This window comes from Natronorubrum halobium, assembly GCF_051351675.1.
GTDB lineage: Archaea > Halobacteriota > Halobacteria > Halobacteriales > Natrialbaceae > Natronorubrum.
The window spans coordinates 4049525-4070382 of the sequence record NZ_CP195595.1 but is presented as its reverse complement, the minus strand read 5'-3'; the positions used below and the strand labels follow the sequence as shown (position 1 = coordinate 4070382).

The window sequence follows — 20858 nt, the reverse complement described above, 5'->3', positions numbered from 1 at the left end:
AATAAGCGTCGGCCGGCAGCGGCCGGGTCCCTCCCCGGGAACTCGCGCGTCTGGGTGGCCGTGGCCCCGCATTCGACGGGATGGTCGTGCCGGGTCGTGTTTTATTGTCCTCGTCGGGGTGGATTCTGGCATGTCACCGGATCAGCATCACGTCACTCGCCGCCGGTTGCTTCGGTCTGCGGCCGGAACCGCCGCAGTGATCGGTCTCGGCGGGACCGCATCCGCGAGTTCAAGCGCACGGGACACCGCCGTCGACGTCTCGAGCGGGACGCTACAGGACGACGAAGGGGCGGACGCCGAAGGCCGGTACGCCGAGGTCTACGAGGAGACGATCGACGACGTGGTCCTCGTCAACGTCTTCGGCACGGGCGAACCCGGTCGGGAGACGCCCGGCGGCCTCGGGTCCGGGTTCGTGATCGACGAGTACGTCGTGACCAACAACCACGTCGTCGGCGGCTCGGAGATGGTCGAACTCCAGTTTCGCGACGAACAGTGGCGAGAAGGGACCGTCGTCGGAACGGACATTCACAGCGACCTCGCCGTTCTCTCCGTCGACGACATGCCGGACGGTCCCGACGGGCTCGAGTTCGCTACCGGCGGGCCGACGATCGGGGACGAAGTCCTCGCCCTCGGCAACCCGCTCGGGCTCGACGCGTCGATCTCACAGGGGATCGTCAGCGGGATCGATCGATCGCTCCCGAGTCCGACCGGGTTTTCGATCCCGGCGGCGATCCAGACCGACGCACCGGTCAATCCGGGCAACAGCGGCGGTCCGCTCGTGAACCTCGACGGGGAGGTCGAAGGCGTCGTCTTCGCCGGCGCCGGCCAGACGATCGGGTTCGCCATCTCCGCCGCGCTCGCGGATCGCGTCGTCCCGACGCTCGTCGAAGACGGCGCGTACGAACACCCCTACATGGGCGTCACCGTCACGCCCGTCGGCCCGCAAATCGCCCAGGCGAACGACCTCGAGGAGCCACGCGGCGTGCTGGTCACCGAAACCATCCCGAACGGGCCCGCCGATGACGTCCTCCGGCCGGCGACCGGCGGCACCACCGTCGACGGCTCGGTCGTCCCCGTCGGCGGCGACGTGATCGTCGCCATCGACGAGCAGGAGATTCCCAACCAGGATCTGCTCTCGTCGGTGCTCGCCCTCGAGACCTCGCCCGACGAGACGATTCCGATCGAGATCGTCCGCGACGGCGAGCGCGGGACGGTCGAACTGACGCTCGAGTCGCGGCCGGACGTCGACGCGCCGTGATCGCCACGCAGCAGTCCCAAAATCGCCATTCATCATGGGAATACAGCCGTATCTACACACCGTGATCGTCTCTCCGTCATCGAATGGGAGATTACCGTTCTCGGAACGGTGGCGGTAGCGAACGCCAGCGAGATCGGAGCCCGCAACGAGCCGAATCACGGTCGAAGGGAAGTACCCCGAGTCGGATCGGACGGATGCAGGTGGAGGGCTTACGGATGGCGTCGTGGTCGACCGCTCTGTACCGACCGACGGAGACTGCCGACGAAAACGACCGCCCTCATTCACACCTATGACACAGATCGGTCACAAACTCATCTGCGAGATGCACGGCCCGGACGACCTCGTCGAGTACGCACAACTCACCGACGAGTCGAACTTCGACTTCGCGATGATCTCCGACCACTACCATCCCTGGACCTCGAGTCAGGGCCAGAGCCCGATGGTCTGGAACGTGATCGGCGCCATCTCCCAGGCGACCGACGGCCTGCGGCTGGGGACCGGCGTGACGTGTCCGACGACGCGAATCCATCCGGCGATCATCGCGCAGGCAGCGGCGACGGCTGGCACGCAACTTCCCGGCCAGTTCTTCCTCGGCGTCGGAACCGGCGAGAACCTGAGCGAACACGTCCTCGGCGACCGCTGGCCCGAACACGACGTTCGACTGGCGAAACTCGAGGAGGCGATCGACATCATACGCACGCTCTGGGAGGGCGAAACGGCGAGCTACGACGGCGAGTACTACACCGTCGAGAACGCCCGCGTGTATACGCTCCCGGACGAACTGCCCCCGATCCCGATCGCTGCCGACGGGCCGAAGACGGCCCGCGTCGCGGGCGAGGTCGGTGACGGCCTCATCGCGGTCAATCCCGACGAGGACCTGGTTCAGGAGTTCGAGACGGCCGGCGGCGGTGATAAACCGAAATACGGCGAGGTTGCGGTCTGTTACGACGAAGACGAACAGGCGGCGATCGAACGGGCACACGACCTGTGGCCACAGGAGGGACTTCCCGGCGAACTCATGTGGGAACTCCCGACGCCCGCACACTTCGAACAGGCTACCGCGGCCGTTTCGGAGGACGACATTGCAGGGATGGTTTGCTGTGGAGCCGACCCCGACGAACACGTCGAGGCGATTCAGGAGTTCGTCGACGCCGGCTTCGACCGCGTGACGGTCCACCAGATCGGCTCGAACCAGGCCGAGTTCGTCGAGTTCTACGACGAAACCGTTCTGCCGGCGGTGCGGTAGCCGTCCGCCGTTAGGATTCCTCGTCCGTCTCTTCGGCGTCCTCGAGATCCTCGAGTTCCTCGGCGTCTTCGCGGGGTGCGTTCTGCGTGCCGAGGTCGTCGTCCCCGTCGTCGACCTGATCGGGGTCCTGATCGACGCGCTCGAGTTCGTCCTCGATTTCGGCCTCTCGTTCCGCCTCGTACTCGTTTTTTCGGTCTGCGTCGTCTTCAGCCATGCTGCGTGATTCGTCCTCGAGCGGTTTGGTCGTCGGGCCGTCGCATGCAACGTCGGGACCTGTTCGCGAACCGAATCGTCGCCGGACACGAAAGACAGATAAAAGACGCCGCAGTGTGAACGGATAGATATGGACGTTCCGTACGACCTGACCTCGTACGTTCGGGTGTTGAAGATGGCGACGACACCCACGACTGAGGAGTTCCTTCAGGTATCGAAGATCGCTGGCGCAGGCATCCTGCTCATCGGGCTGATGGGCTTCCTCATCGGGGGCCTCATGATCCTGTTGACTGGTGGTCTCTGATGGGGATCTTCGCAGTCAAGACGACGGCGAGTCAAGAGCGCACCGTTGCAGACATGATCATCAACCGCGAGGAGCCCGAAATCCACGCCGCACTCGCCCCGGATTCGCTGACCTCCTACGTGATGGTCGAGGCCGAGGGCAACGCCGTGTTGAACCGCGTCCTCGAGGACATCCCCCACGCCCGGAGCATCGTGCCCGGCAAATCCGACATTTCGGAGGTCGAGCACTTCCTCTCGCCCAAGCCGGACGTCGAGGGGATCGCCGAGGGCGACATCGTCGAACTCATCGCCGGCCCCTTCAAGGGCGAGAAGGCCCAGGTCCAGCGCATCGACGAGGGCAAGGATCAGGTGACCGTCGAACTGTACGAGGCGACGGTTCCGATTCCGGTGACGGTGCGGGGCGACCAGATTCGCGTGCTCGACTCGGACGAACGGTAGTTCGTCGGACAGTCGAACGGGTGCTCTGCACCCGTGAGCAGACAGTGACGAGCGGTAGGGCCTCGAGAGACGAACTGTACTTGTTCTCGTCGGATTTCCGGCGCGATTCCTATCTGTGCCTGTCGTGGCGAGTAGTGTTCGCGGTATCGAGTCTCAGTCGCGGTATCCGTTCGGTACAGGCGGAAGGGTTATCGATTCCACCGTTCAATTCCGAGAATACCGCTTCCGATCGCGAATAACCCGACCGTAATCGTCACAATCGATGTGCTACACCGGTTCACGCCACCATCCGGTGAGTACTCCATCCATATCCAGGAGTACGCATAATACTCGAAGCCACCCGGTGGCCCGTCGACATATCCAACATCAGTACAGGAAGACAGTGGCAATACAGGGGTCGAGAGCAGCAGAAAGGCGAGTGCAATAACGCCCGCCAGAAATACCCCGCTCAACACGAATCCATTTCCAATCGTCGTCAATCGACTCGACATAGATAGTCGTTGCTGGTCCAATATTCGTGGTGTTGATCGATACAGCGGTTATCGTACGTTCGCCTGACGGCTGTCGAACGGAGTAAGTCGAGTCGCCGGTCCGAAAACCCCGCTACCGTTTGAGCTCCGTGGCGATCGCTTGCATGTCCGCGACGTCTTCGATCTCCTCGAGGAGTTCCTCGCGGTTACGGACGTCTTCGGAGTTCGCGCCGTAGGCGCGAACGTATTCGGCGCGGCTGTGCTCGGTGAAGGCGTGTCGAATCGCGAGGTAGCCGTCGGGGACGACGGTGCCACAGACCTTACACTCCCGTCGCTCGTGCTCCGTCGCCTGATGGACGACGGTCGATTCGACGTCCTCGAACACCGCTCCACAGCCGTCGATTCCGCATTCCCAGGCCATTCACTCTCACTGAAGCTATCGAGTGGCCGGCCTAATGATCCTTTCGCAGCCAGGTTCGATAGCTATCGGTCGTCCCCGACGTCGCTCCGCGCCCGACAGGGCTTCAACGGGTCGGCTCCAGGGAGAGGCTATGCCCGCTACGAATCACTCGGCGCTCTCCGGCTTCGATGCCGACAGTGTCCGCCGTGCCGTCCAAAACACCGTTTCCGGCCCACTCTACTCGTTCTGTGAGTACAACACGGAGTCGTTTCGGCCGCTCTACATCGACGACCGAACGATCGCGATGTACGACGACAGCGACGAGATGCTCGCACATTTCGAGCGAATCCACACGCACGTTCACATGGACTTCATGCAGATCGAACTCTTTCGGAACACGCTGTTTCCGGACGCCGAACGGGTCGAGTACATCGCGACGGCGATGGACGTGCTGAAGCTGCTGCGGGTCTACGTGGGTGAGGACGGACTGTTCCTCGCGCTCGAGTCCGACGAACCGGTCGAACCGATCGTCGACGTGATCAGGGAGACTGTCGGCCGGCCGCCGAATCAGAATTCATAACTCGGCCGTCTCGAAAGGGACTGTCGTGAGCGAGGGTACAGCCGTGGAGACTCGAGTCGACTGTCACGTGAAGGTGCTCGACGAGACGGTCGTCGAGCGAGCGATCGACGCCGGCCTCGACGCCATCGTCTACGCGCCACACTTCACCCGCCTACCGGAGATCCAGCGCCGAGCGGACCGCTTCTCGAGCGAGGAGTTGCTGGTCATCCCCGCACGCGAGGTGTTCACCGGCTCGTGGCGCGATCGGAAACACGTCCTGGGGATCGGCCTCGAAGAGTCGGTGCCGGATTTCATCCCGCTCGAGGCCGCGATGGCGGAGTTCGAGCGACAGGGGGCCGCCGTGTTGGTCCCCCATCCGGAGTTTGCGACCGTGAGCCTCACCGAAGCGGATCTGCGCCGGTATCGAGACGTCATCGACGCGGTCGAAATCTTCAATCCGAAGCACTTCCCGTCGCACAACCGCCGCGCACGCGAATTGGCCGACCTGTTCGACTACCCGCCGTTCGCGTCGTCGTACGCCCATCTTCCGAGCACGGTCGGCGTCGCCTACACGGCGTTCGAGGCGTCGATCGACTCCGAGGCCGACCTCGTGAGCGCGTTCACGGACGGCGTCGCCCGACGCGTCGTCCACCAGAACGGGAGCCGACGGTGGCGAACGACCGTGACCGAACTCGCCCACCTCTGTTACGAGAACACCTGGGAGAAGGTCGACCGACTCTTCCTCTCGGGGACCGAGCCGACGAATCCACACCACATCGCCTACGACGGGCGATTCGACGACGTCTCGGTCTACTGACTGAGGACGGAACGCGGGTTACTGTTTCTCCTCGAGCGCGTCGGCGATCCGCTCGAGTTGTATGCCGACGTAACAGAGCGCCTGCGTTTGCATGATCGCGGGATCGTCGCTCCACTCGTTGGTGATGTACGCCGCCTGTTTCCCCGCTCGGTCGAGGTGTTCGTTATCGGTTGCCATGATCGCTGAGGGGTTCACCATCGAGACGTGAAACGGTTTGGGTCGATACGGTGATTTCGTCCTCGGCGGAGAGTATGCCGTTCGAGGACGGCATTCTCACGCCGAACGACTACCTCGTTCCGCGCTGTCTATCCACTGGACTATGGGAGAAACAGTCAAAGTCATCAAGCTGACCGGTAACTCGACAGAATCGTGGGAAGATGCCGCACAGAACGCTCTCGACGACGCGGACGAGACGCTCGAGAACATCACCGGGATCGAAATCGAGTCACAGACGGCGGAAGTCGACGGCGGCACGATCGAGGAGTACCGGACGACCCTCGACGTCGCGTTCGTGCTGAATAGATAGCCGGAATCGGCTCGCCGTCGAGCCAGAACGCGTACGGATCCCTGGCCAGCTACCGGTCCTCGATCGGATCCGCGCCGGCCCCGTCTATTTTCGCCAGGGTGTCCGCAACCCGTTCCCAGTGGCTCCCTCGCCAGAAGTGTTGTCCGCACGCTTCACAGCACCAGATCTCGATGTCGCTGGGATCCGGCGCGTACTCCGGTGTCGAGACCGTTCGATCGACGCGCTCGAGCGCCCCGTTACACCGGCCACAGAACCGCGGCACGTCGGCGAGCGTCAGTTCCAGCCCGGAATCGGCGAGTGCAGCCAGTTGGCCCTCGACCTCGCGCGACTCGAGCAAGATCGAATCGTCCGTGCGATTCGCGAGCGCGACGTCCCGGGTGATCAGCGTTCGGCTCTCGTTTCGAGCGATCTCGAGCAGCGCGTCGTCGGCCTCGACCCCGCGGTCGCCGGCGTAGACGGTGTCGTGATCGCACATCCGCAGATAGGAAACCACCCCACCGCACATGACGTCGAGGAGCAGGCGCATGTGAAGATCAGTACGGAGCGGCGATCAGTGCAGGAATTCGCGCAGCTCCTCGAGCTCCCACGTGTTGATCACGTCGGCGGGCTCGGCCCAGCCGCGGCGGGCGGTGTGGACGCCCCAGCGCACGTACTCGAGCGTCGAGGGCTGGTGGGCGTCGGTGTTGACCGAGATCGGCGCGCCTTCCTCGATGGCGGCCTGCACCGCGCTCCCCCAGAGGTCGAGTCGGTGCGGATTGCTGTTGATCTCGAGGGCGGTGTCGTGCTCGGCGGCGGCCTCGCCGAGCCGTCGCGCGTCGAAGTCCAACCCGGAGCGTTCGTTGAGCAGGCGGCCGCTGGGGTGGCCCAGCACGTCGACAGCGGGGTTCTCGATCGCGCGGACGAGCCGTTCGGTGGCCGTCTCCGCGTCCTGATCGAGCGCGCTGTGGGGCGAGGCGACGATCACGTCTAACGCCTCGATCACCTCGTCGGTGAGACCGATCTCGCCGTCGGCGTCGACGTTAGCTTCGATGCCGGCGAAGACCTCGATCTCGCTCGCGGCGGCGACCTCGCGGATCGCCTCGACCTGCTCGAGGGTCTCGGTGTCCGAGAGACCCATGCCGCCGACGATCCCCGGACCTTCGGCGTGATCCGCGACGCCGTAGTAGTCGTACCCCATCTCCGCGGCGGCGTCGACCATCGCCTCGATCGGGGTGTTTCCGTCGGACCACTCGGTGTGGCTGTGGAGGTCGCCCCGAATATCGTCTCGAGTGACGAGGTCGGGCAACTCGCCGCTCTCGGCGGCGGCGATCTCGCCGCGATCCGTGCGAAGTTCCGGCGGGATCCACGGCAGGCCGAGCGCCTCGTACATGCCTTCCTCGGTCTCTCCCGCCACGCGCTCGCCGACGCGCTGTCCGGATTCCGGATCGTCGACCGCCGAAACGTCGAACGCGCCGTACTCGTTCAGCTTCATGTCGCGGGCGATCGCGTAGTTTCGCAGGCGGACGTTGTGGTCCTTGCTCCCCGTGAAGTACTGGAGCGCGGAGCCGAACTCCTCGGGGACGACGACCCGCAGGTCGACGCGGATCTCGCCGACGCGGATACTCGCCTTCTCCGGCCCGGACTCGATCTCGCTGTCGACCGACTCCCAGTCGACGAACGCCTCGACCACCTCCTCGCCCCGCTCCGTCGAGACGAGGGCGTCCACGTCGCCGATCGTCTCGCGCCAGCGCCGGATCGAGCCGGCGACCTCGCAGCGTTCGACGGCCTCGAGCCCCTCGAGGAACGCGAGCACGTCGTCCGCGAGCGGACGGGCTTCGCCCAGCAGTTGCCGCTGGCCGACTTCGCGGGCGAACTCGATCCCCTCTCGGATGTTCTCCTCCGTCTTCGGACCGAAGCCCTTGATCTCCCGAATCTCGCCGGCCTCGGCGGCTTCCTCGAGGTCGTCCAGCGTCCGCACGCCGAGTTCGCGGTAGAGTTTTCCTGCCGTTTTGGGACCGACGCCCTCGATGCGCGTGATGTCGGCGATGTCGATCGGCAGGTCTTCGCGCAGTTCCTCGAGTTCCTCGATCGACCCGGTTTCGACGTACTCGACCACCTTCGACGCGATGGCGTCGCCGACGCCGTCGATCTCCTCGAGAACCGCCTCGTCTCCCGCCTCGACGCGGTCGGCGATCGGAACGGGATGGGCCTGGATGTTCTCGGCCGCGCGGCGGTACGCGCGGGGCTTGTACTCGATGTCGTCGGCCTCGAGCAGGTCGGCGAACTCCTCGAAGCGGCCGGCGAGTTCGGCGTTGGTCGCCATTATCGCCCCCTCCGTTTGCCGCCGCCGTCGTCGTCGCCGAGGGCCTGCTTCAGGAACGACATCCAGCGCTTTCGATCGGCGGCCTGCTGGGCTTGCTGCTCGCGCTCGATATCCGTCGGCCCGAGGCTCTCCAGGGCGTTCAGCGCGCGATCGATGCCGATGATACTCTGGGCGAGTTCGTCGCCCTCCTCGCGGGAGATGTCGCCCTCCTCGATTCGCTCGAGGCGGTCCAGTCGCTCCCGTCGCAGGTTTCGCTTCGCTCGCTCGACGCGGTCGCGCTCGCCGGTCGGGACCGTCTCGCGGCGTTTGATCTCGAAGACGAACGTCCGGAGGTCGATCTCCTCGTCCTGGACGGTGATCGTCTCGGGGATGTCCGCGCCGACGGTCGCGCCCTCGCGCTCGACCCGCTCGAGCAGCTGCTTGCGCTCGTACTCTTGCACGTCTCGATATCCGGGTTGGGAGGGCAAAAATGTACAGTTCGTCCGTGGTCGTGTGGCCCGTCGACCCGCTTCGACCGCTCTCGGGTCGACGGGGGTGCGGCAGGTTCCAGGTACGGCAGGTTCGGTCGTGCGATCGTCCGCGATAGTCTGTAAGTCGTGACTGACGTTTTCGTAGAACGGTTAGGCCCGGCGAACTGTCGCGAACACGGCCGTAATCGTTCCATTCGAGTCGCTACTCAGTGCGAGGAACGAACCCCAAATCCCTTAGCGGTGCCACACATACCCCCGGTCAATGGCGAAGTGCGACGTGTGTGGGAAAGACGAAAGCATGCCCTACAACTGTCGGCACTGCGGGGGCACCTACTGTGGTGAACACCGTCTGCCGGAGAACCACGACTGTACGGGGCTCCAGAACTGGAACGACCCGGACGGGGTCTTCGATAGCGGCTTCGACGACTCCGTCAACGGCGGTGGTGGGAGCAAATCTAAGGTTTCGAGTCTCACCGACAAACTTCCCATCGATACGGGGGCTGGCGGGCCGCTCGCGTACTTCCGCGGGAACATGACCTATACGCTGCTGGCGCTGATGTGGATCACGTTCTTCGCGCAGATGGTCACGACGGTGGTCGCCGGTCCGCGCGTCGCTCAGGACCTGTTCGTCCTCTCCTCGTGGAACATCGAGTACGTCTGGACGTGGGTCACGTCGACCTTCGCTCACGGCAGCTTCATGCACATCGTGTTCAACAGCATCGTGATATTCTTCTTCGGGCCGCTCGTCGAGCGCTACGTCGGCTCGGTGAAGTTCGCGATCCTGTTCGTCGTGAGCGGTGCCCTCGCCGGACTCGGACAGGTCGGCATCTCGATGGCGCAGGGAGCTCCGTCGAGCGTCCTCGGGGCCAGCGGTGCCGGCCTCGCGGTCCTGGGCGTCATCACGATCCTGAACCCGAACCTCCGGGTCTACCTGTTCTTCATGATCCCGATGCCGCTGTGGATACTGACGGCCGGCTTCGCGATCCTGAGCCTCGGCTTCATCGGCGGCGGCGCTGCGGGCGCGTTCGACATCGCCCACGCGGCACACCTGATCGGCCTCCTCGTCGGACTGGCCTACGGCGAGTACATCAAGCGGACCCAGAACGTTCGCGCGCCGAGCCAGCTCCAACTCGGCGGCGGTCCCGGCGGACCGGGCGGTCCCGGCGGTCGTCGTCGGTTCTAATCTCCGTCGCTCGCCGTTCACACTCGAGCACCCCCGTCGCAACCACGGAACTGATTTTCACCCGCTGCGAATGCACCGCTATCGATGACTCCACCCCGACCGGACCTCGCTCCCGACGCCTCGCTCGAGCGCGACGACATGGAAGCCCTCCAGCGCGAAATCGCCGACACTGCGGTCTTCGAGGACGCGTTCGAGTTCGACCCGACGACGCTCGGTGACCCGCTCGCGTCGGCCTCGAGCGCCGGCGACCCACCCATCGTCGCCGGCGTCGACCAGTCCTTTCTCACGAACGCCGAGGGCGACCAGGACCGTGCCCTGAGCGCCGTCGTCGCGATGCGGGGCGGCGAGGTGATCGAACGCGTCCACGCGGTGACGCCGCTCGAGATCCCCTACATCCCCGGTCTGCTCTCCTTTCGCGAAGGGCGGCCGATCCTCGAGGCGCTCGAGGCGCTCTCCGTCGAGCCTGACCTGCTCCTGTTCGACGGCAGCGGCCGGATCCACTTCCGGCAGGCCGGCATCGCGACCCACATGGGCGTCGTTCGGGACGTTCCCAGTATCGGCGTCGCGAAGAGCCTGCTCTGTGGCACGCCGCGCGAGGACACCGAGAACCTCCCGGCGGGTACTCGAGTCGGTATCGACGCGAACTCGAGGGTCGACGCGCCCGACGGCACCCTGATCGGCTACGCGGTCCAGACGCGCCAGTACGAGTCCCCGGATCGGTACATCAATCCGCTGTACGTCAGCCCCGGACACCGCGTCGGCCCCGAGACCGCGGCCGACGTCGCGCTCGCGCTTGCGTCGTCGTACAAACTCCCGGAACCCGTCCGACTGGCCGATAGCTACGCCGACGAGGCGAAACAGGGGCTCGACGAGAGACCGAAATAACCGCGAACTCGGCGAGACGCCGCGAGGAGAGACGACACGGCGATCGCTACGACGAGGTCAGCAGCTGTCGAATCTGGCGGAGTACCGACCCGCCGACGGTCTCCCCGTCGCGAGCGAGGACCACCGTCTTATCGGTCTGCCGTGTCACCGTCCGCGGAATCGTGCCGACGAGACGGCGCTGAAGCACCCCCTGACGCGTCGCACCGAACACGATGACGTCGTGGTCGGCGGCGACCGCGAGCAGTTCCGTCGCGACGTCGTTGCCAGCGTAGGTCGCCGACTCCGTCCGCACGCTCGGACCGGGTGCCTCCTCGAGCGCGGCCCGCGCCTGATCGATGTACTCGTCGGCCGTCGTCGAATCCGTCTCGCTATCGACGACCGACGCGAGAGAGACGGTCGCATCGTTGCGAACGGCGATCGCTTTGGCGACGTCGACCGCCGGGCGGACGTGCGGACCGCCCGCCACCGGGACCAGAATCGAGTCGACACCGTTCGCCTCGTGACCGATGCGCTCGACGTAGAGGTCACACGGTGCGCGTTCGATGAGCCGATCGACCGTCGTCCCGAGAACGGCATCGGTTCGGCTCCCCCGCGCCTGCCAGCCGGCGACGAGCGCCCGCGCGTCGGTCCGTTCGGCTGCCGCGAGGATGCCGTCGGCGACCGATCCACTGACGACCTGCGCATCGTCGACGGTGACGTCGTCGGGCGCGACGTCGATCGCCCTGTCCAGCAGTCGCCGACTGTTTCCCGCGTACCGGTCGATGATCGTCTCGTCCGAATAGACGGAAAACGGCGAGTCGTGCGATTTGACGACGACTGAAACGATCTTGACGGTGCTATCGCTCGCTCGAGCGAGGTCGCTGGCCGTTCGGACCAACTGTCCGGCGTAGTCGGGGTTACTGACGGCGACCAGTACCGGCCGGTCCGCTGTCGTGGCACTCATGCGTGTAACTTCGTAGCAAGGTAGTGAATACCTCTCGGTTAGTTCCCGAGAACGTCAGCATCGGTGACTGGTATCGACCCGCGACGCGTCCGTCGCGGCGGTGGATGGCCACCCGCCGAACCGAACAGTACGTTCAGCGCGACAAACCGTCGATACTTAGGTATCGTCTCTCGAACCGGTCACGTATGGCCACCGCTGATGACGTCGAGGAAGCCGACGATGGGCCGGATGGCTCCGTCGTCGTGGAGGATCGCGAGGCCGAATCGACTACGACCGAGACCAGCGCGACCGAGCGCACCCCGGTCGAGAGTGAGACGACCGAGCGCACGCCGTCCGAGACCACGTCGACCGACGACGAGGACGACCGGGATCGCTACGCGCGCAAGAAGGGCGTCCTGATCACCGGTTGCTCCTCGGGAATCGGCCGGGCGACCGCCGAGGCGTTCCTCGCCAACGGCTGGCAGGTCTTCGCGACGGCGCGCAACCCGGACGATATCGCGGTCCTCGAGGAGGCCGGCTGTACGACCTTCGCGCTAGACGTCACCGATCCCGACCAGGTCGCGCGGGCGGTCGAACGGGTCGTCGACGTCGCCGGCGCGATCGACTGTCTGGTCAACAACGCGGGCTACGCCCAGATGGGGCCGATGGAGGACGTTTCGACGTCGGATCTCCACCGGCAGTTCGACGTCAACGTCTACGGACCGCACCGACTCGCCCGCGCGGCGCTGCCCCACATGCGCGCCCAGGGCGCCGGCCGGATCATCAACGTCTCGAGCGTCGTCGGCCGGATCGCGTTCCCCGGGTCGGGCGCGTACGCGGGCTCGAAACACGCCCTCGAGGCGATGAGCGATTCGCTGCGCGCGGAGGTCGAGGAGTTCGGCATCGACGTCACCGTGATCGAACCCGGTCCGGTCGAGACGAACTTCACGGATCGCGTCGACGAGGAACTACCGGAGAGCGAGCGCACGCCGGCCTACGAGACGCTGTACGAACTGTACGACGAGATGCAGTTGATCGGCGGCGGCAGCGGCGGTCCCTTCGCCTCCGAACCGAAGGACGTCGCGCGGGCGATTCTCGAGTCCGCGACGACGCCCGAGCCGCCCGCTCGCTACCCGGTCGGGCCGCTCGCCCAGTACGGCGTCTACGCCCGATACCTACCGGACACCCTCCGCGACGCGGGCTACCGGCTGCTCCAAAAACTGGTCTGAACCGCCGTCCGATTCGTTCGGAACGTTTACACGATCCCCCTTCGAACTCCGACCACTGTAATGTCCGGCACCCAATCGGATGCGGTCGAACTCGCGGATCGGGTTTCGGCGCTTCTGTACGGCATCGCCGGCTGGCTCCTCGTCGGGTTCGGACTGCTGTTCGGGCTGGCGGGGACCGGCAACCTCGTCGCCGGCGCCACACGGGGCGTCGCGGCCGGACACGTGGTGCTGGTAGCGCTGTGGCTCGCCGTCTCGTTCGTGCTCGTCGCACTTGGCATCTTCGTCAATCCGGGGATGCGAAGCCGATTGAACCGTCGACACGCGCCGTCGACGTTCGGACGCGTTCGGTCGGTCGATCGACGGGTCGTCCGCCCCGACGAGGACTGCGACGAACGTTGTATCGCCTGTGACTCTCGCGTCGAGCGGGGACTGGTTCGGCGCTACCGGGAGGAGTACGCGCTCGCGGGGCTTCCGATTTATACGCGGTCGGCGGCGTACAACTACTACTGTCTCGAGTGCGCGACGAGCGAACTACTAGGTGAGTCGGCAGCCAGCGACGGCAGTAGGGACACCGAACGCAGCCGTCGAAACGCGGACGATACCGTCCTCGAGCGCCGATAACCGGGATCGTTGCTATGGGACGACCGGATTTCGGTCTGCCCGAGGGATGAACGGTGGTCAGTCGGCAGGGTTCGATGGCGTGTGCCGGTCCACGGAAGCGTCAGCGAGGGCCGCCTGCCGGTCTCCGTCGGTCTCGACGAGCGTGTATACCCCACCCGTACACTGGCGGATGTCCCCGTCCCGCTGGAGGCCGCGACAGCGGCGCTCGACGGTTACCGGGTGCGTATCGAGAGCGGTCGCGAGTTGAGCGATCGTCGCCGGACTGGAGTCCTCGAGCGCCTCGAGGATCGCGCGGGTCTGCGTCCGATCTGGGTGGTCGTGGTCTGGCATACCGTCTCATTCATCACGTGTTCGGACGAGTGTATCAACCGCACACCCGGTTCCCAGCCAGTCGGAACGTGGTTACCGATAGTAATTCTCGAGCCGTTCTGTCGAGGGCAGATCCGGAGTATCACGGTGTCGCGTCGCATTGCCGTCGAAATCACAGCGTCGGTTCGAGCGGATCTCGAGTCAGCTCTCGATCGTTACGACTCCCACGCCTCGACGAACTCGGTCGGCAGCGTCGTGAGGTCGATCCCCCAGGCCAGTGGCAACCAGAGAAACGCGACCAGCGTGATCAGGACGATCCCGATCACGTTGAGCCCGATTCCGACGCGGGCCATCTGTGGCAGTGTAATGTAACCGCTGCCGAAGACGATGGCGTTCGGCGGCGTCGCGACCGGGAGCATGAACGCGAAGGAGGCCGCGGTCGCACCGACGATCATCAGCCCGTAGGGGTGGATCCCGATCCCGACCGCGACGCCGGCCAGAATGGGCATCAACATCGCCGTCGTCGCCGTGTTCGAGGTGACCTCGGTCAGGAAGACGGTCAACAGCACCACCGCGAACAGGATGAGGATCATCGAGACGCCCTCGAGCAGCGCGAGCTGTTCGCCGATCCAGGCCGCGAGGCCGGTGTCGCCGAACCCGGCGGCGATCGCGAGCCCGCCGCCGAACAGGAGGATTACGCCCCACGGAATCTCGACGGCGCTGCTCCAGTCGAGCAGGAACGTGTGGTCGCCGTCCTCGGTCGTCGTCGGCAGCGCAAAGAGGACCAGCGCGCCGCCGATCGCGACGATGGAGTCCACGTCCTCGGGAACGGGGAGGAGCCCGAACTGATCGACCAGGCTCGCCCCGATCCAGGACGCGGCCATCCCGACGAAGACGACCAACACCATCCGTTCCTGCGTGGACATCGATCCGAGCTCCTCGAGTTCGGTCTCGATCGTGTCCGCGCCGATCGGCAGGTCCTCGAACTGCGGCGACATCGCGAGACGGGTCACGTAGAGATAGACGGTCGCGAGTCCGACGATCGAGATGGGGACGCCGTACAGCATCCACTCGGCGAAGCCGATGGTCTCGCCGAAGAGTTCGCCCGCTTGCCCCGCAAAGAGGATGTTCGGCGGCGTTCCGATGAGGGTACCCACGCCGCCGACGGACGCTCCGTAGGCGATACAGAGCATCAGCGCGACGCCGAACGAGAAGTTCCCCTGACTGGTGTCGATATCGAGGTCGGTCTCCTCGACCAGGTCCGCGGTCTGGTAGATCACCGCCAGCGCGATGGGGACCATCATCATCACCGTCGCGCTGTTCGAGACCCACATCGAGAGGAACGCCGTCGCGACCATGAACCCGAGGATGAGTCTCGACGGGGCCGTGCCGGCGGCGTTGATCGTCCGAAGTGCGATCCGTCGGTGGAGTCCCCACCGCTGCATCGCCATCGCGAGGAAGAACCCGCCCATGAACAGGAAGATCAGCGGATCGGCGTACGACGGCGTCGTGTCCTCGACCGGCAGACCGCCGGTCAGCGGGAACAGGACGATCGGGAGCAGCGAGGTCGCCGGAATCGGGATCGCCTCCGACATCCACCAGGCGGCGACCCACGCCGTGACGGCGGCGACCGCCTGTCTCTCCGGCGTCAGTCCCTCCGGCGTGGGAGAGAGGAAAATCAGCGCGAACAGCAGCGGTCCGAGGCCGAACCCGATCTTCTGGCGAAGCCCGTAGCCCTCGCCGATGTCGAACGGAGAGCCGTCGTCGCCGCCATCGGTCCCGTCATCACCGCCGGTACCGCCGGGATCACCACCAGCGTCCCGATCACGGCCGTCGGCGGCCGTCTCGTCGAGATCGCGGCCACCGTCCGCGAAGGCCTTCCTGGCGAGACGTTTTTCCTCCTCGGTCAGCCCGTCCATATCCTCGACAATCGCGGGGCCGTCGAGCGTGAGGTACGCCTTCGTCTGCTCGTTGAGCCGCCACAGATACGCCCACAGTCGCTGTGTAGCGGTCCGAAAGCGTTTCGAGAGTGATACGCCAGTCCGTCGTCGGGCTTTGCGTTCGCCATATAATTCCTTCAGTATCGGCGCTCAGGTCGGTCTCGTCGACGGGGATCGACTGTTCACAGGCCGCTTGGTCGGTACACCCAATAAGTAACCAGTAAGTAGCAGCCGAGCGGGCTCGATCCTGTGCGGATAAGGACTAATTACGGTCCGCTGTCCGATGATGGGAACGACACGTAGACGGACGAGGTGCCGGAATCCACAAGCAGACGGCCGACCAAATCGGGATATGCCGTTGTTACAGTTCGACACGACGCTGTCGCTCGCCGCGGACGAGAAAACGGCGATCGCGGACCGAGTAACGGCGTTGTACACCGACGAGATGGCGACGACCGCGGGTCACGTCGCGGTGACGATTCGCGACCGCGAGTCGGCCGACCTCCACCTCGGCCGCGCAGTGGACGGGCCGATCCTCTTTCTCGACGCCGAGATCCGGGCGGGGAGGCCGTTCGAACGCAAGCGCGCGTTCGCACTCGAGACGATGGCCTACGTCGGCGAAACGTTCGGCGTTCCCGACGAGAACATGAAGGTCGTCTTTACCGAACATTCGGGCGAGAACATGATGGGAGTCGACCGCGTCGGCGGCGAGTGGGACGGCGAGTGACCCTCGGATAGTCGCGGGAACCGTGTAACGGGACGGGTTTCACGACCCGGAACGCCTCTCCGCCACCGGGACAGTAAAGCGTGCCCTCGAGAAAGGACGCGACGTTCGATGGATCGGTCGTACTGGCGAACGGTTTCTCTCGTGACGCTGTGGCAGGTGTCGGCGAGTATCTGTTACTACACCGTCTTCGCGGCGACGCCGTTCTTTCGCGACGAGTTCGGTCTCTCCCGGTTCTCCGTGGGGTTCGTGGTGACGGCCCTGACGCTCGGCTACGCGGTCTGCTTGCTCCCCGTCGGCGCGCTGATCGACCGCTTCGGCGAGAAGCGCTCGCTCACGCTCGGACTCGTCGGACTGGCGGCCGGTGCAGTGACGGTCGCGGGCGCACCGACCTACGCTCTGTTGCTCGCGGCGGCGTTCTTCCTCGGCTCGATGTACGCGTCCGCGATTCCGGGCACGAACAAGGCGATCTACGACAGTATTCCCGCGGGCCGCCAGAACTTCGCGCTGGGGATCAAACAGGTCGGCGTCACCGCCGGGAGCGGCATCAGCGCGCTACTCGTGACCGGATTGGCTGGCGTGCTCTTCTGGCAGGTCGGATTCCTGATCGCCGCGGGCGTCGGCTTCGTCGTCGCACTCCTCTTCGCCGCGCTCTACAGCAACGCGAGCGACGGCGGGCGGGCGGAGTATCCGGATTTTCGGACACTCTCGCACAACCGCCCGTATCGGGTGCTCGTCGCGGCGGGCTTCTTCCTCGGCGCGGCGCTGTTTACGACGACCGGCTACACCGTTCTCTACGTCGAGGAGGAGATCGGCGCCTCGGTCGCCTTCGGCGGCGCGGTGCTCGCGCTCGTGCAACTGTTCGGCAGCGTCGGCCGCATCGTCACGGGCTGGCTGAGCGACAATCTGCCCGGCGACCCGCGGGTTCGGATCGGTGCGATCCTGATCCTGCAAGTCGTTTCGGGGGCCGTCCTGTTCGTCGTCGTCGCGGCGAGCGACAGCGCGCTGAACGCCGCCATCGCCTTCTCCGTCCTCGGCTTCTTCGTGCTCGGAAACACCGGCATCTACTACTCGTACATGGCGACGTTAGTCACGGCCGACGAGATGGGCGGCGCGACCGCCGCCGGCCAACTCTCGCTCGTCATCGGCTCGGTCGTCGCTCCGCCCGCGTTCGGCTATCTCGCGGACACCGTCGGCTATCGGGGTTCGTGGTGGCTGCTCGCCACCGGGATGGGCCTCGCCGTCGTTCTCCTGCTGTACGCCGTCCGACTCGAGCCCCCGATCGACGAACCGGCGATGCAGGAGTGATGGTCGTTGGACCGGACGAGAGAGTAACGCGAACTATCGGAACGGAGCACAGAACGGCTCAGCAGCAGGGACGCAGGACGATTTTTGCTCCCGGGGCCCGAAGAGTGGACCATGTATCGCGTCCTGCTTCCGATCGACGAGAACGACGCTCGAGCGCGCGCACAGGCCGAGTCGATCCTCGAGAACCCGGCCGCAGATGAGTGCACCGTCGACGTTCTGTACGTCCACGACGAGGTCTCGGAACCGAACGCCGAATGGGCGGCGGGTGGCTTCTCGGAAACCTACGTGGAGGAGATGTCGGAGGCCGTCCGAAACGCGCAGCGACTCCCGAACTCGATCGAGACGGCGGTCGATATCCTCGAGTCGGGCGACGTCGAGTGTTCGCTCGACGAGACGACGGGTGAGCCACCCGAGGCGATTCTGGAGTTCGCCGACGAGCGCGACAGCGACGCGATCGTCCTCGGCATCGGGAACCGGTCACCGGTCGGCAAGGTCCTGTTCGGCAGCGTCGCGCAAGCGGTGATCCTCGCCAGCGATCGGCCGGTGACGGTCGTGCCGGAGCACCGAGCGGAGGACTAACTGCGACGGCGTTCTCCGCTCGCGCCCGTCACCAGTTGGCGTCGTCCCAGCGATCGTCGTCGCGCTCGCTTCGCGTCCCGTCGTCGGTCGTCGATCCCCACGCGTCGTCCTCGGTCCCGGCCGATTTCTCGAGCGGCCGGTTCTCGAGGTAGACGCGGGCGTACGCGAACTGGACGACCGGACTGACGACCGCGGTTACCACGGCGGAGACGCCGAGAAACGTGAGGTAGAACTCGTCGCCGACGCCGGTGAGCAACGCGGTGACGAGTCCGGCACCGGCGATCACGAGAAAGGAGGCGACGGAGATTCCGAACAGTTTCAGGAGGTTTCCCTTCGCGACGTCCCAGCTCGTGCTGAGGCTCTCGAACGCATCCCGATCGTCGATAACACAGGCGGGAAACGCCAGCGAGAGACGAACCCCGAGATAGATGCCGGGGAGGACGAGAAAGAGGAACCCGACGAAGACCACCAGTCCGTAGACGATCGCGATTCCGAGGAGCGAGACGTATCGTCCGAGGACGGTCGCAGACGCCCGTCCGATGTCGCTCGTCGCCCCCGTTGCTTCCTGCTCCCCGATTACGTGAACGAGGCCGTCGAGGTAGAGCAACACCAGGAAGCCGACGACCGAGAGACCGAACCCTGCTGGTCCGAGTATCTCGGCGACGAACTCGAGCGTTCCGTACAGGAAGAACACGCCGATCAGAATCGGATTTCGCCGGACCCATTCGATTCCGTCCCCGATCGATCCGATCGTTCCTTTTCGTTGGAGGGTCGTCGACATACTCAGAATCCAGACAGCTGACACATAGGTGTAACTGTATCGACGTGAACTGAACGGAAGGAACGAAACGAGTCCGGTCGACTACCGCAGACAGGCCGCGACGACCTCGAGCATCCCCTCCCCGCGAACCTCCTCGGCGAAGAGCGGCACTCGTCGGACGTCGGTCCCGCGGAAGAGATCCTGCGCCTCCGCGAGCGCTTTCTGCTGGACGTCCCACCGTCGTTGACAGAACTCGCAGTCGTCCAAATTTGGCTGGAGGAACTCGCCCTCGACGTCGTCGGTGACGTCCGAGAGCGGTTCCATGACGCGGTTGACGACGAGGGTGCCGACGGGAATGTCGAACTCCCGGAGCTGTTGGCGAAGCCGTTTGGACTCGAGGACGCTCATCTCCTCGGGAACCATGACGATCCGGAAGTCCGTTCGTGCTGGATCGCGGAGGACCGCTCGAAGCCGTTCGATTCGGTCGCGCAGTTCGTCCAGATCGCCGAGATCGTCTTCCTCGGGCGGCTCCTGTCCGCCGAACATCCCTTTGACGCCCTCGAGCATGCCGCTCATCCGCTGGCGGAACTTCATGATTCGCCCCATCATCGAGTCCATCAGTTCGGGTAACTGGAGCAGCCGAAGGGTGTGTCCCGTCGGCGCCGTGTCGACGACCACGCGCTCGAACCGGGGGTCGTCCAAGTACTCGAGGAGCAGTTGCATCGCGGCGGCCTCGTCGGCGCCGGGCATCGCGCCGCCGAAGATGGCGTCCATCGGGGAGTCGCCGCCGAGCATGTCACCGAGTCCACCCATGCCGCCCATTCCACCGCTCTCGGAGTCGCCGCCGAACGGCCCCTGATTACTGTCGCCGAATGCGTCGTCGCCACCGGTGCCGAAGCCGGCGCTCCCGTCGTCCGTCCCGGTGCTGTCCGCGCCACCCCCGCCACCCAAAAAGGCGGCCTGTCCGCGCTCCATCGCGGCCTCGGGATCGATCTCGGCCGCGTAGAGGGGGATGTCGTCGCGAAGGCGACCGGGTTCCGACGGAACCTCGGTCTCGAACGTATCGGAGAGGGAGTGTGCGGGGTCCGTCGAGACGACGAGCGTGCTGGTCCCGCCGCGGGCGCTGTCGAGGGCGGTCGCGGCGGCCATCGTCGTCTTGCCGACGCCGCCTTTCCCGCCGTAGAGCACGTAGTCGGGGCCGTCGATCGGCTCGTCGGACGGCTCCACGTCGACCGTCTCGCGTTCGTCGTCTGCGACGGAGTCCGTGGGCGTCACCTCGATGGTGTGTGCGCCGTCGTCGCCGCTCGAAGCGTCCTCGGCCTCCTCGTCGACCGGCTCGACGTCGATTCCACTCATGCCAGCCGATTCTCCGTCCCGACACGAGTATTCGTCGGTC

The 20858-nt window shown here is 65.4% G+C and carries 25 protein-coding genes; 14 read left to right on the top strand and 11 right to left on the bottom strand.

All coding sequences use genetic code 11. From position 1 onward, the window contains the following. Positions 1-130 precede the first annotated feature (130 nt). Both ACSFC7_RS20355 and ACSFC7_RS20350 read left to right on the top strand, forming a co-directional pair. Positions 131-1258 carry a S1C family serine protease gene (locus tag ACSFC7_RS20355; RefSeq protein WP_436344634.1) on the top strand — a complete coding sequence of 376 codons (1128 nt, stop codon included), beginning with the start codon at positions 131-133 and terminating at the stop codon, positions 1256-1258. A gap of 289 nt (positions 1259-1547) precedes the next feature. Next, on the top strand, positions 1548-2504 hold the full coding sequence (locus tag ACSFC7_RS20350) for a TIGR03557 family F420-dependent LLM class oxidoreductase (protein WP_436344633.1): 957 nt from the start codon (positions 1548-1550) through the stop codon (positions 2502-2504). 10 nt (positions 2505-2514) lie between these two features. Here the strand turns inward: ACSFC7_RS20350 and ACSFC7_RS20345 are convergent, their stop codons facing one another. Next, complete coding sequence (locus ACSFC7_RS20345) at positions 2515-2718, bottom strand: hypothetical protein (protein WP_436344632.1); 204 nt, start codon at positions 2716-2718, stop codon at positions 2515-2517. 129 nt (positions 2719-2847) lie between these two features. On the opposite strand from ACSFC7_RS20345, the gene ACSFC7_RS20340 reads away from it, so the two are divergent. Both ACSFC7_RS20340 and ACSFC7_RS20335 read left to right on the top strand, forming a co-directional pair. Next, positions 2848-3021: a protein translocase SEC61 complex subunit gamma gene (locus ACSFC7_RS20340; protein WP_436344631.1), complete on the top strand. Its 174-nt coding sequence runs from the start codon at positions 2848-2850 to the stop codon at positions 3019-3021. After that, on the top strand, positions 3021-3458 hold the full coding sequence (locus ACSFC7_RS20335) for a transcription elongation factor Spt5 (RefSeq protein ID WP_138244971.1): 438 nt from the start codon (positions 3021-3023) through the stop codon (positions 3456-3458). The genes ACSFC7_RS20340 and ACSFC7_RS20335 overlap by 1 nt, the downstream gene beginning before the upstream one ends. Positions 3459-4061: 603 nt before the next feature. On the opposite strand, the gene ACSFC7_RS20330 is transcribed toward ACSFC7_RS20335, so the two are convergent. After that, positions 4062-4349: a DUF7565 family protein gene (locus tag ACSFC7_RS20330; protein ID WP_436344630.1), complete on the bottom strand. Its 288-nt coding sequence runs from the start codon at positions 4347-4349 to the stop codon at positions 4062-4064. Between the two features lie 130 nt (positions 4350-4479). On the opposite strand from ACSFC7_RS20330, the gene ACSFC7_RS20325 reads away from it, so the two are divergent. Together ACSFC7_RS20325 and ACSFC7_RS20320 are read left to right on the top strand one after the other, a co-directional pair. Continuing rightward, complete coding sequence (locus ACSFC7_RS20325) at positions 4480-4908, top strand: hypothetical protein (RefSeq protein WP_436344629.1); 429 nt, start codon at positions 4480-4482, stop codon at positions 4906-4908. Positions 4909-4951: 43 nt separating this feature from the next. Further along, on the top strand, positions 4952-5704 hold the full coding sequence (locus tag ACSFC7_RS20320) for a PHP domain-containing protein (RefSeq protein ID WP_436347994.1): 753 nt from the start codon (positions 4952-4954) through the stop codon (positions 5702-5704). 18 nt (positions 5705-5722) lie between these two features. On the opposite strand, the gene ACSFC7_RS20315 is transcribed toward ACSFC7_RS20320, so the two are convergent. Next, positions 5723-5881 carry a hypothetical protein gene (locus ACSFC7_RS20315; RefSeq protein WP_436344628.1) on the bottom strand — a complete coding sequence of 53 codons (159 nt, stop codon included), beginning with the start codon at positions 5879-5881 and terminating at the stop codon, positions 5723-5725. Between the two features lie 142 nt (positions 5882-6023). Between ACSFC7_RS20315 and ACSFC7_RS20310 the strand changes: the two genes are divergently transcribed. Next, on the top strand, positions 6024-6230 hold the full coding sequence (locus ACSFC7_RS20310) for a dodecin family protein (RefSeq protein ID WP_436344627.1): 207 nt from the start codon (positions 6024-6026) through the stop codon (positions 6228-6230). 49 nt (positions 6231-6279) lie between these two features. Here the strand turns inward: ACSFC7_RS20310 and ACSFC7_RS20305 are convergent, their stop codons facing one another. From ACSFC7_RS20305 to ACSFC7_RS20295, 3 genes are read right to left on the bottom strand one after another with little or no spacing between them, the layout of a single operon-like run. Then, positions 6280-6756, bottom strand: a complete 477-nt coding sequence (locus tag ACSFC7_RS20305) for a Mut7-C RNAse domain-containing protein (protein WP_436344626.1) — start codon at positions 6754-6756, stop codon at positions 6280-6282. Between the two features lie 24 nt (positions 6757-6780). Continuing rightward, positions 6781-8532: a DNA polymerase/3'-5' exonuclease PolX gene (gene polX / locus ACSFC7_RS20300; protein ID WP_436344625.1), complete on the bottom strand. Its 1752-nt coding sequence runs from the start codon at positions 8530-8532 to the stop codon at positions 6781-6783. Continuing rightward, positions 8532-8972, bottom strand: coding sequence for a DUF5788 family protein (locus ACSFC7_RS20295; protein WP_436344624.1), 441 nt, complete (start codon positions 8970-8972; stop codon positions 8532-8534). Before ACSFC7_RS20295 ends, polX begins: the two co-directional genes overlap by 1 nt. Positions 8973-9264: 292 nt before the next feature. Between ACSFC7_RS20295 and ACSFC7_RS20290 the strand changes: the two genes are divergently transcribed. Then, the gene (locus ACSFC7_RS20290) at positions 9265-10185 is read left to right on the top strand and encodes a rhomboid family intramembrane serine protease (RefSeq protein WP_436344623.1); all 921 of its coding nucleotides are present in this window, start codon (positions 9265-9267) and stop codon (positions 10183-10185) included. Between the two features lie 84 nt (positions 10186-10269). Continuing rightward, entirely contained in the window at positions 10270-11070 is an 801-nt protein-coding gene (locus ACSFC7_RS20285) for an endonuclease V (RefSeq protein WP_436344622.1), read from the top strand. A 46-nt stretch (positions 11071-11116) separates the two neighbouring features. On the opposite strand, the gene ACSFC7_RS20280 is transcribed toward ACSFC7_RS20285, so the two are convergent. Continuing rightward, positions 11117-12013, bottom strand: a complete 897-nt coding sequence (locus tag ACSFC7_RS20280) for a universal stress protein (RefSeq protein WP_436344621.1) — start codon at positions 12011-12013, stop codon at positions 11117-11119. Between the two features lie 185 nt (positions 12014-12198). Here ACSFC7_RS20280 and ACSFC7_RS20275 point away from each other — a divergent pair, with 185 nt between their 5' ends. Next, positions 12199-13221 carry an SDR family oxidoreductase gene (locus tag ACSFC7_RS20275; protein ID WP_436344620.1) on the top strand — a complete coding sequence of 341 codons (1023 nt, stop codon included), beginning with the start codon at positions 12199-12201 and terminating at the stop codon, positions 13219-13221. A gap of 60 nt (positions 13222-13281) precedes the next feature. Beyond that, positions 13282-13842 (top strand): hypothetical protein, encoded by a 561-nt coding sequence (locus tag ACSFC7_RS20270; RefSeq protein WP_436344619.1) that lies wholly within the window; start codon positions 13282-13284, stop codon positions 13840-13842. 57 nt (positions 13843-13899) lie between these two features. Here the strand turns inward: ACSFC7_RS20270 and ACSFC7_RS20265 are convergent, their stop codons facing one another. Both ACSFC7_RS20265 and ACSFC7_RS20260 read right to left on the bottom strand, forming a co-directional pair. Next, positions 13900-14172 carry an Lrp/AsnC family transcriptional regulator gene (locus tag ACSFC7_RS20265; protein ID WP_436344618.1) on the bottom strand — a complete coding sequence of 91 codons (273 nt, stop codon included), beginning with the start codon at positions 14170-14172 and terminating at the stop codon, positions 13900-13902. Positions 14173-14366: 194 nt separating this feature from the next. Further along, on the bottom strand, positions 14367-16070 hold the full coding sequence (locus tag ACSFC7_RS20260) for an SLC13 family permease (RefSeq protein WP_436344617.1): 1704 nt from the start codon (positions 16068-16070) through the stop codon (positions 14367-14369). Between the two features lie 373 nt (positions 16071-16443). Here ACSFC7_RS20260 and ACSFC7_RS20255 point away from each other — a divergent pair, with 373 nt between their 5' ends. From ACSFC7_RS20255 to ACSFC7_RS20245, 3 genes are all read left to right on the top strand, one after another. Further along, positions 16444-16818 carry a tautomerase gene (locus ACSFC7_RS20255; protein ID WP_436344616.1) on the top strand — a complete coding sequence of 125 codons (375 nt, stop codon included), beginning with the start codon at positions 16444-16446 and terminating at the stop codon, positions 16816-16818. A 108-nt stretch (positions 16819-16926) separates the two neighbouring features. Further along, on the top strand, positions 16927-18123 hold the full coding sequence (locus ACSFC7_RS20250) for an MFS transporter (RefSeq protein WP_436344615.1): 1197 nt from the start codon (positions 16927-16929) through the stop codon (positions 18121-18123). 111 nt (positions 18124-18234) lie between these two features. Then, entirely contained in the window at positions 18235-18702 is a 468-nt protein-coding gene (locus ACSFC7_RS20245) for a universal stress protein (protein ID WP_436344614.1), read from the top strand. 28 nt (positions 18703-18730) lie between these two features. On the opposite strand, the gene ACSFC7_RS20240 is transcribed toward ACSFC7_RS20245, so the two are convergent. Together ACSFC7_RS20240 and ACSFC7_RS20235 are read right to left on the bottom strand one after the other, a co-directional pair. Beyond that, positions 18731-19483 carry a DUF7847 domain-containing protein gene (locus tag ACSFC7_RS20240; RefSeq protein ID WP_436344613.1) on the bottom strand — a complete coding sequence of 251 codons (753 nt, stop codon included), beginning with the start codon at positions 19481-19483 and terminating at the stop codon, positions 18731-18733. An 81-nt stretch (positions 19484-19564) separates the two neighbouring features. Beyond that, positions 19565-20818, bottom strand: a complete 1254-nt coding sequence (locus ACSFC7_RS20235; RefSeq protein WP_436344612.1) for an ArsA family ATPase — start codon at positions 20816-20818, stop codon at positions 19565-19567. Positions 20819-20858: the final 40 nt, after the last annotated feature.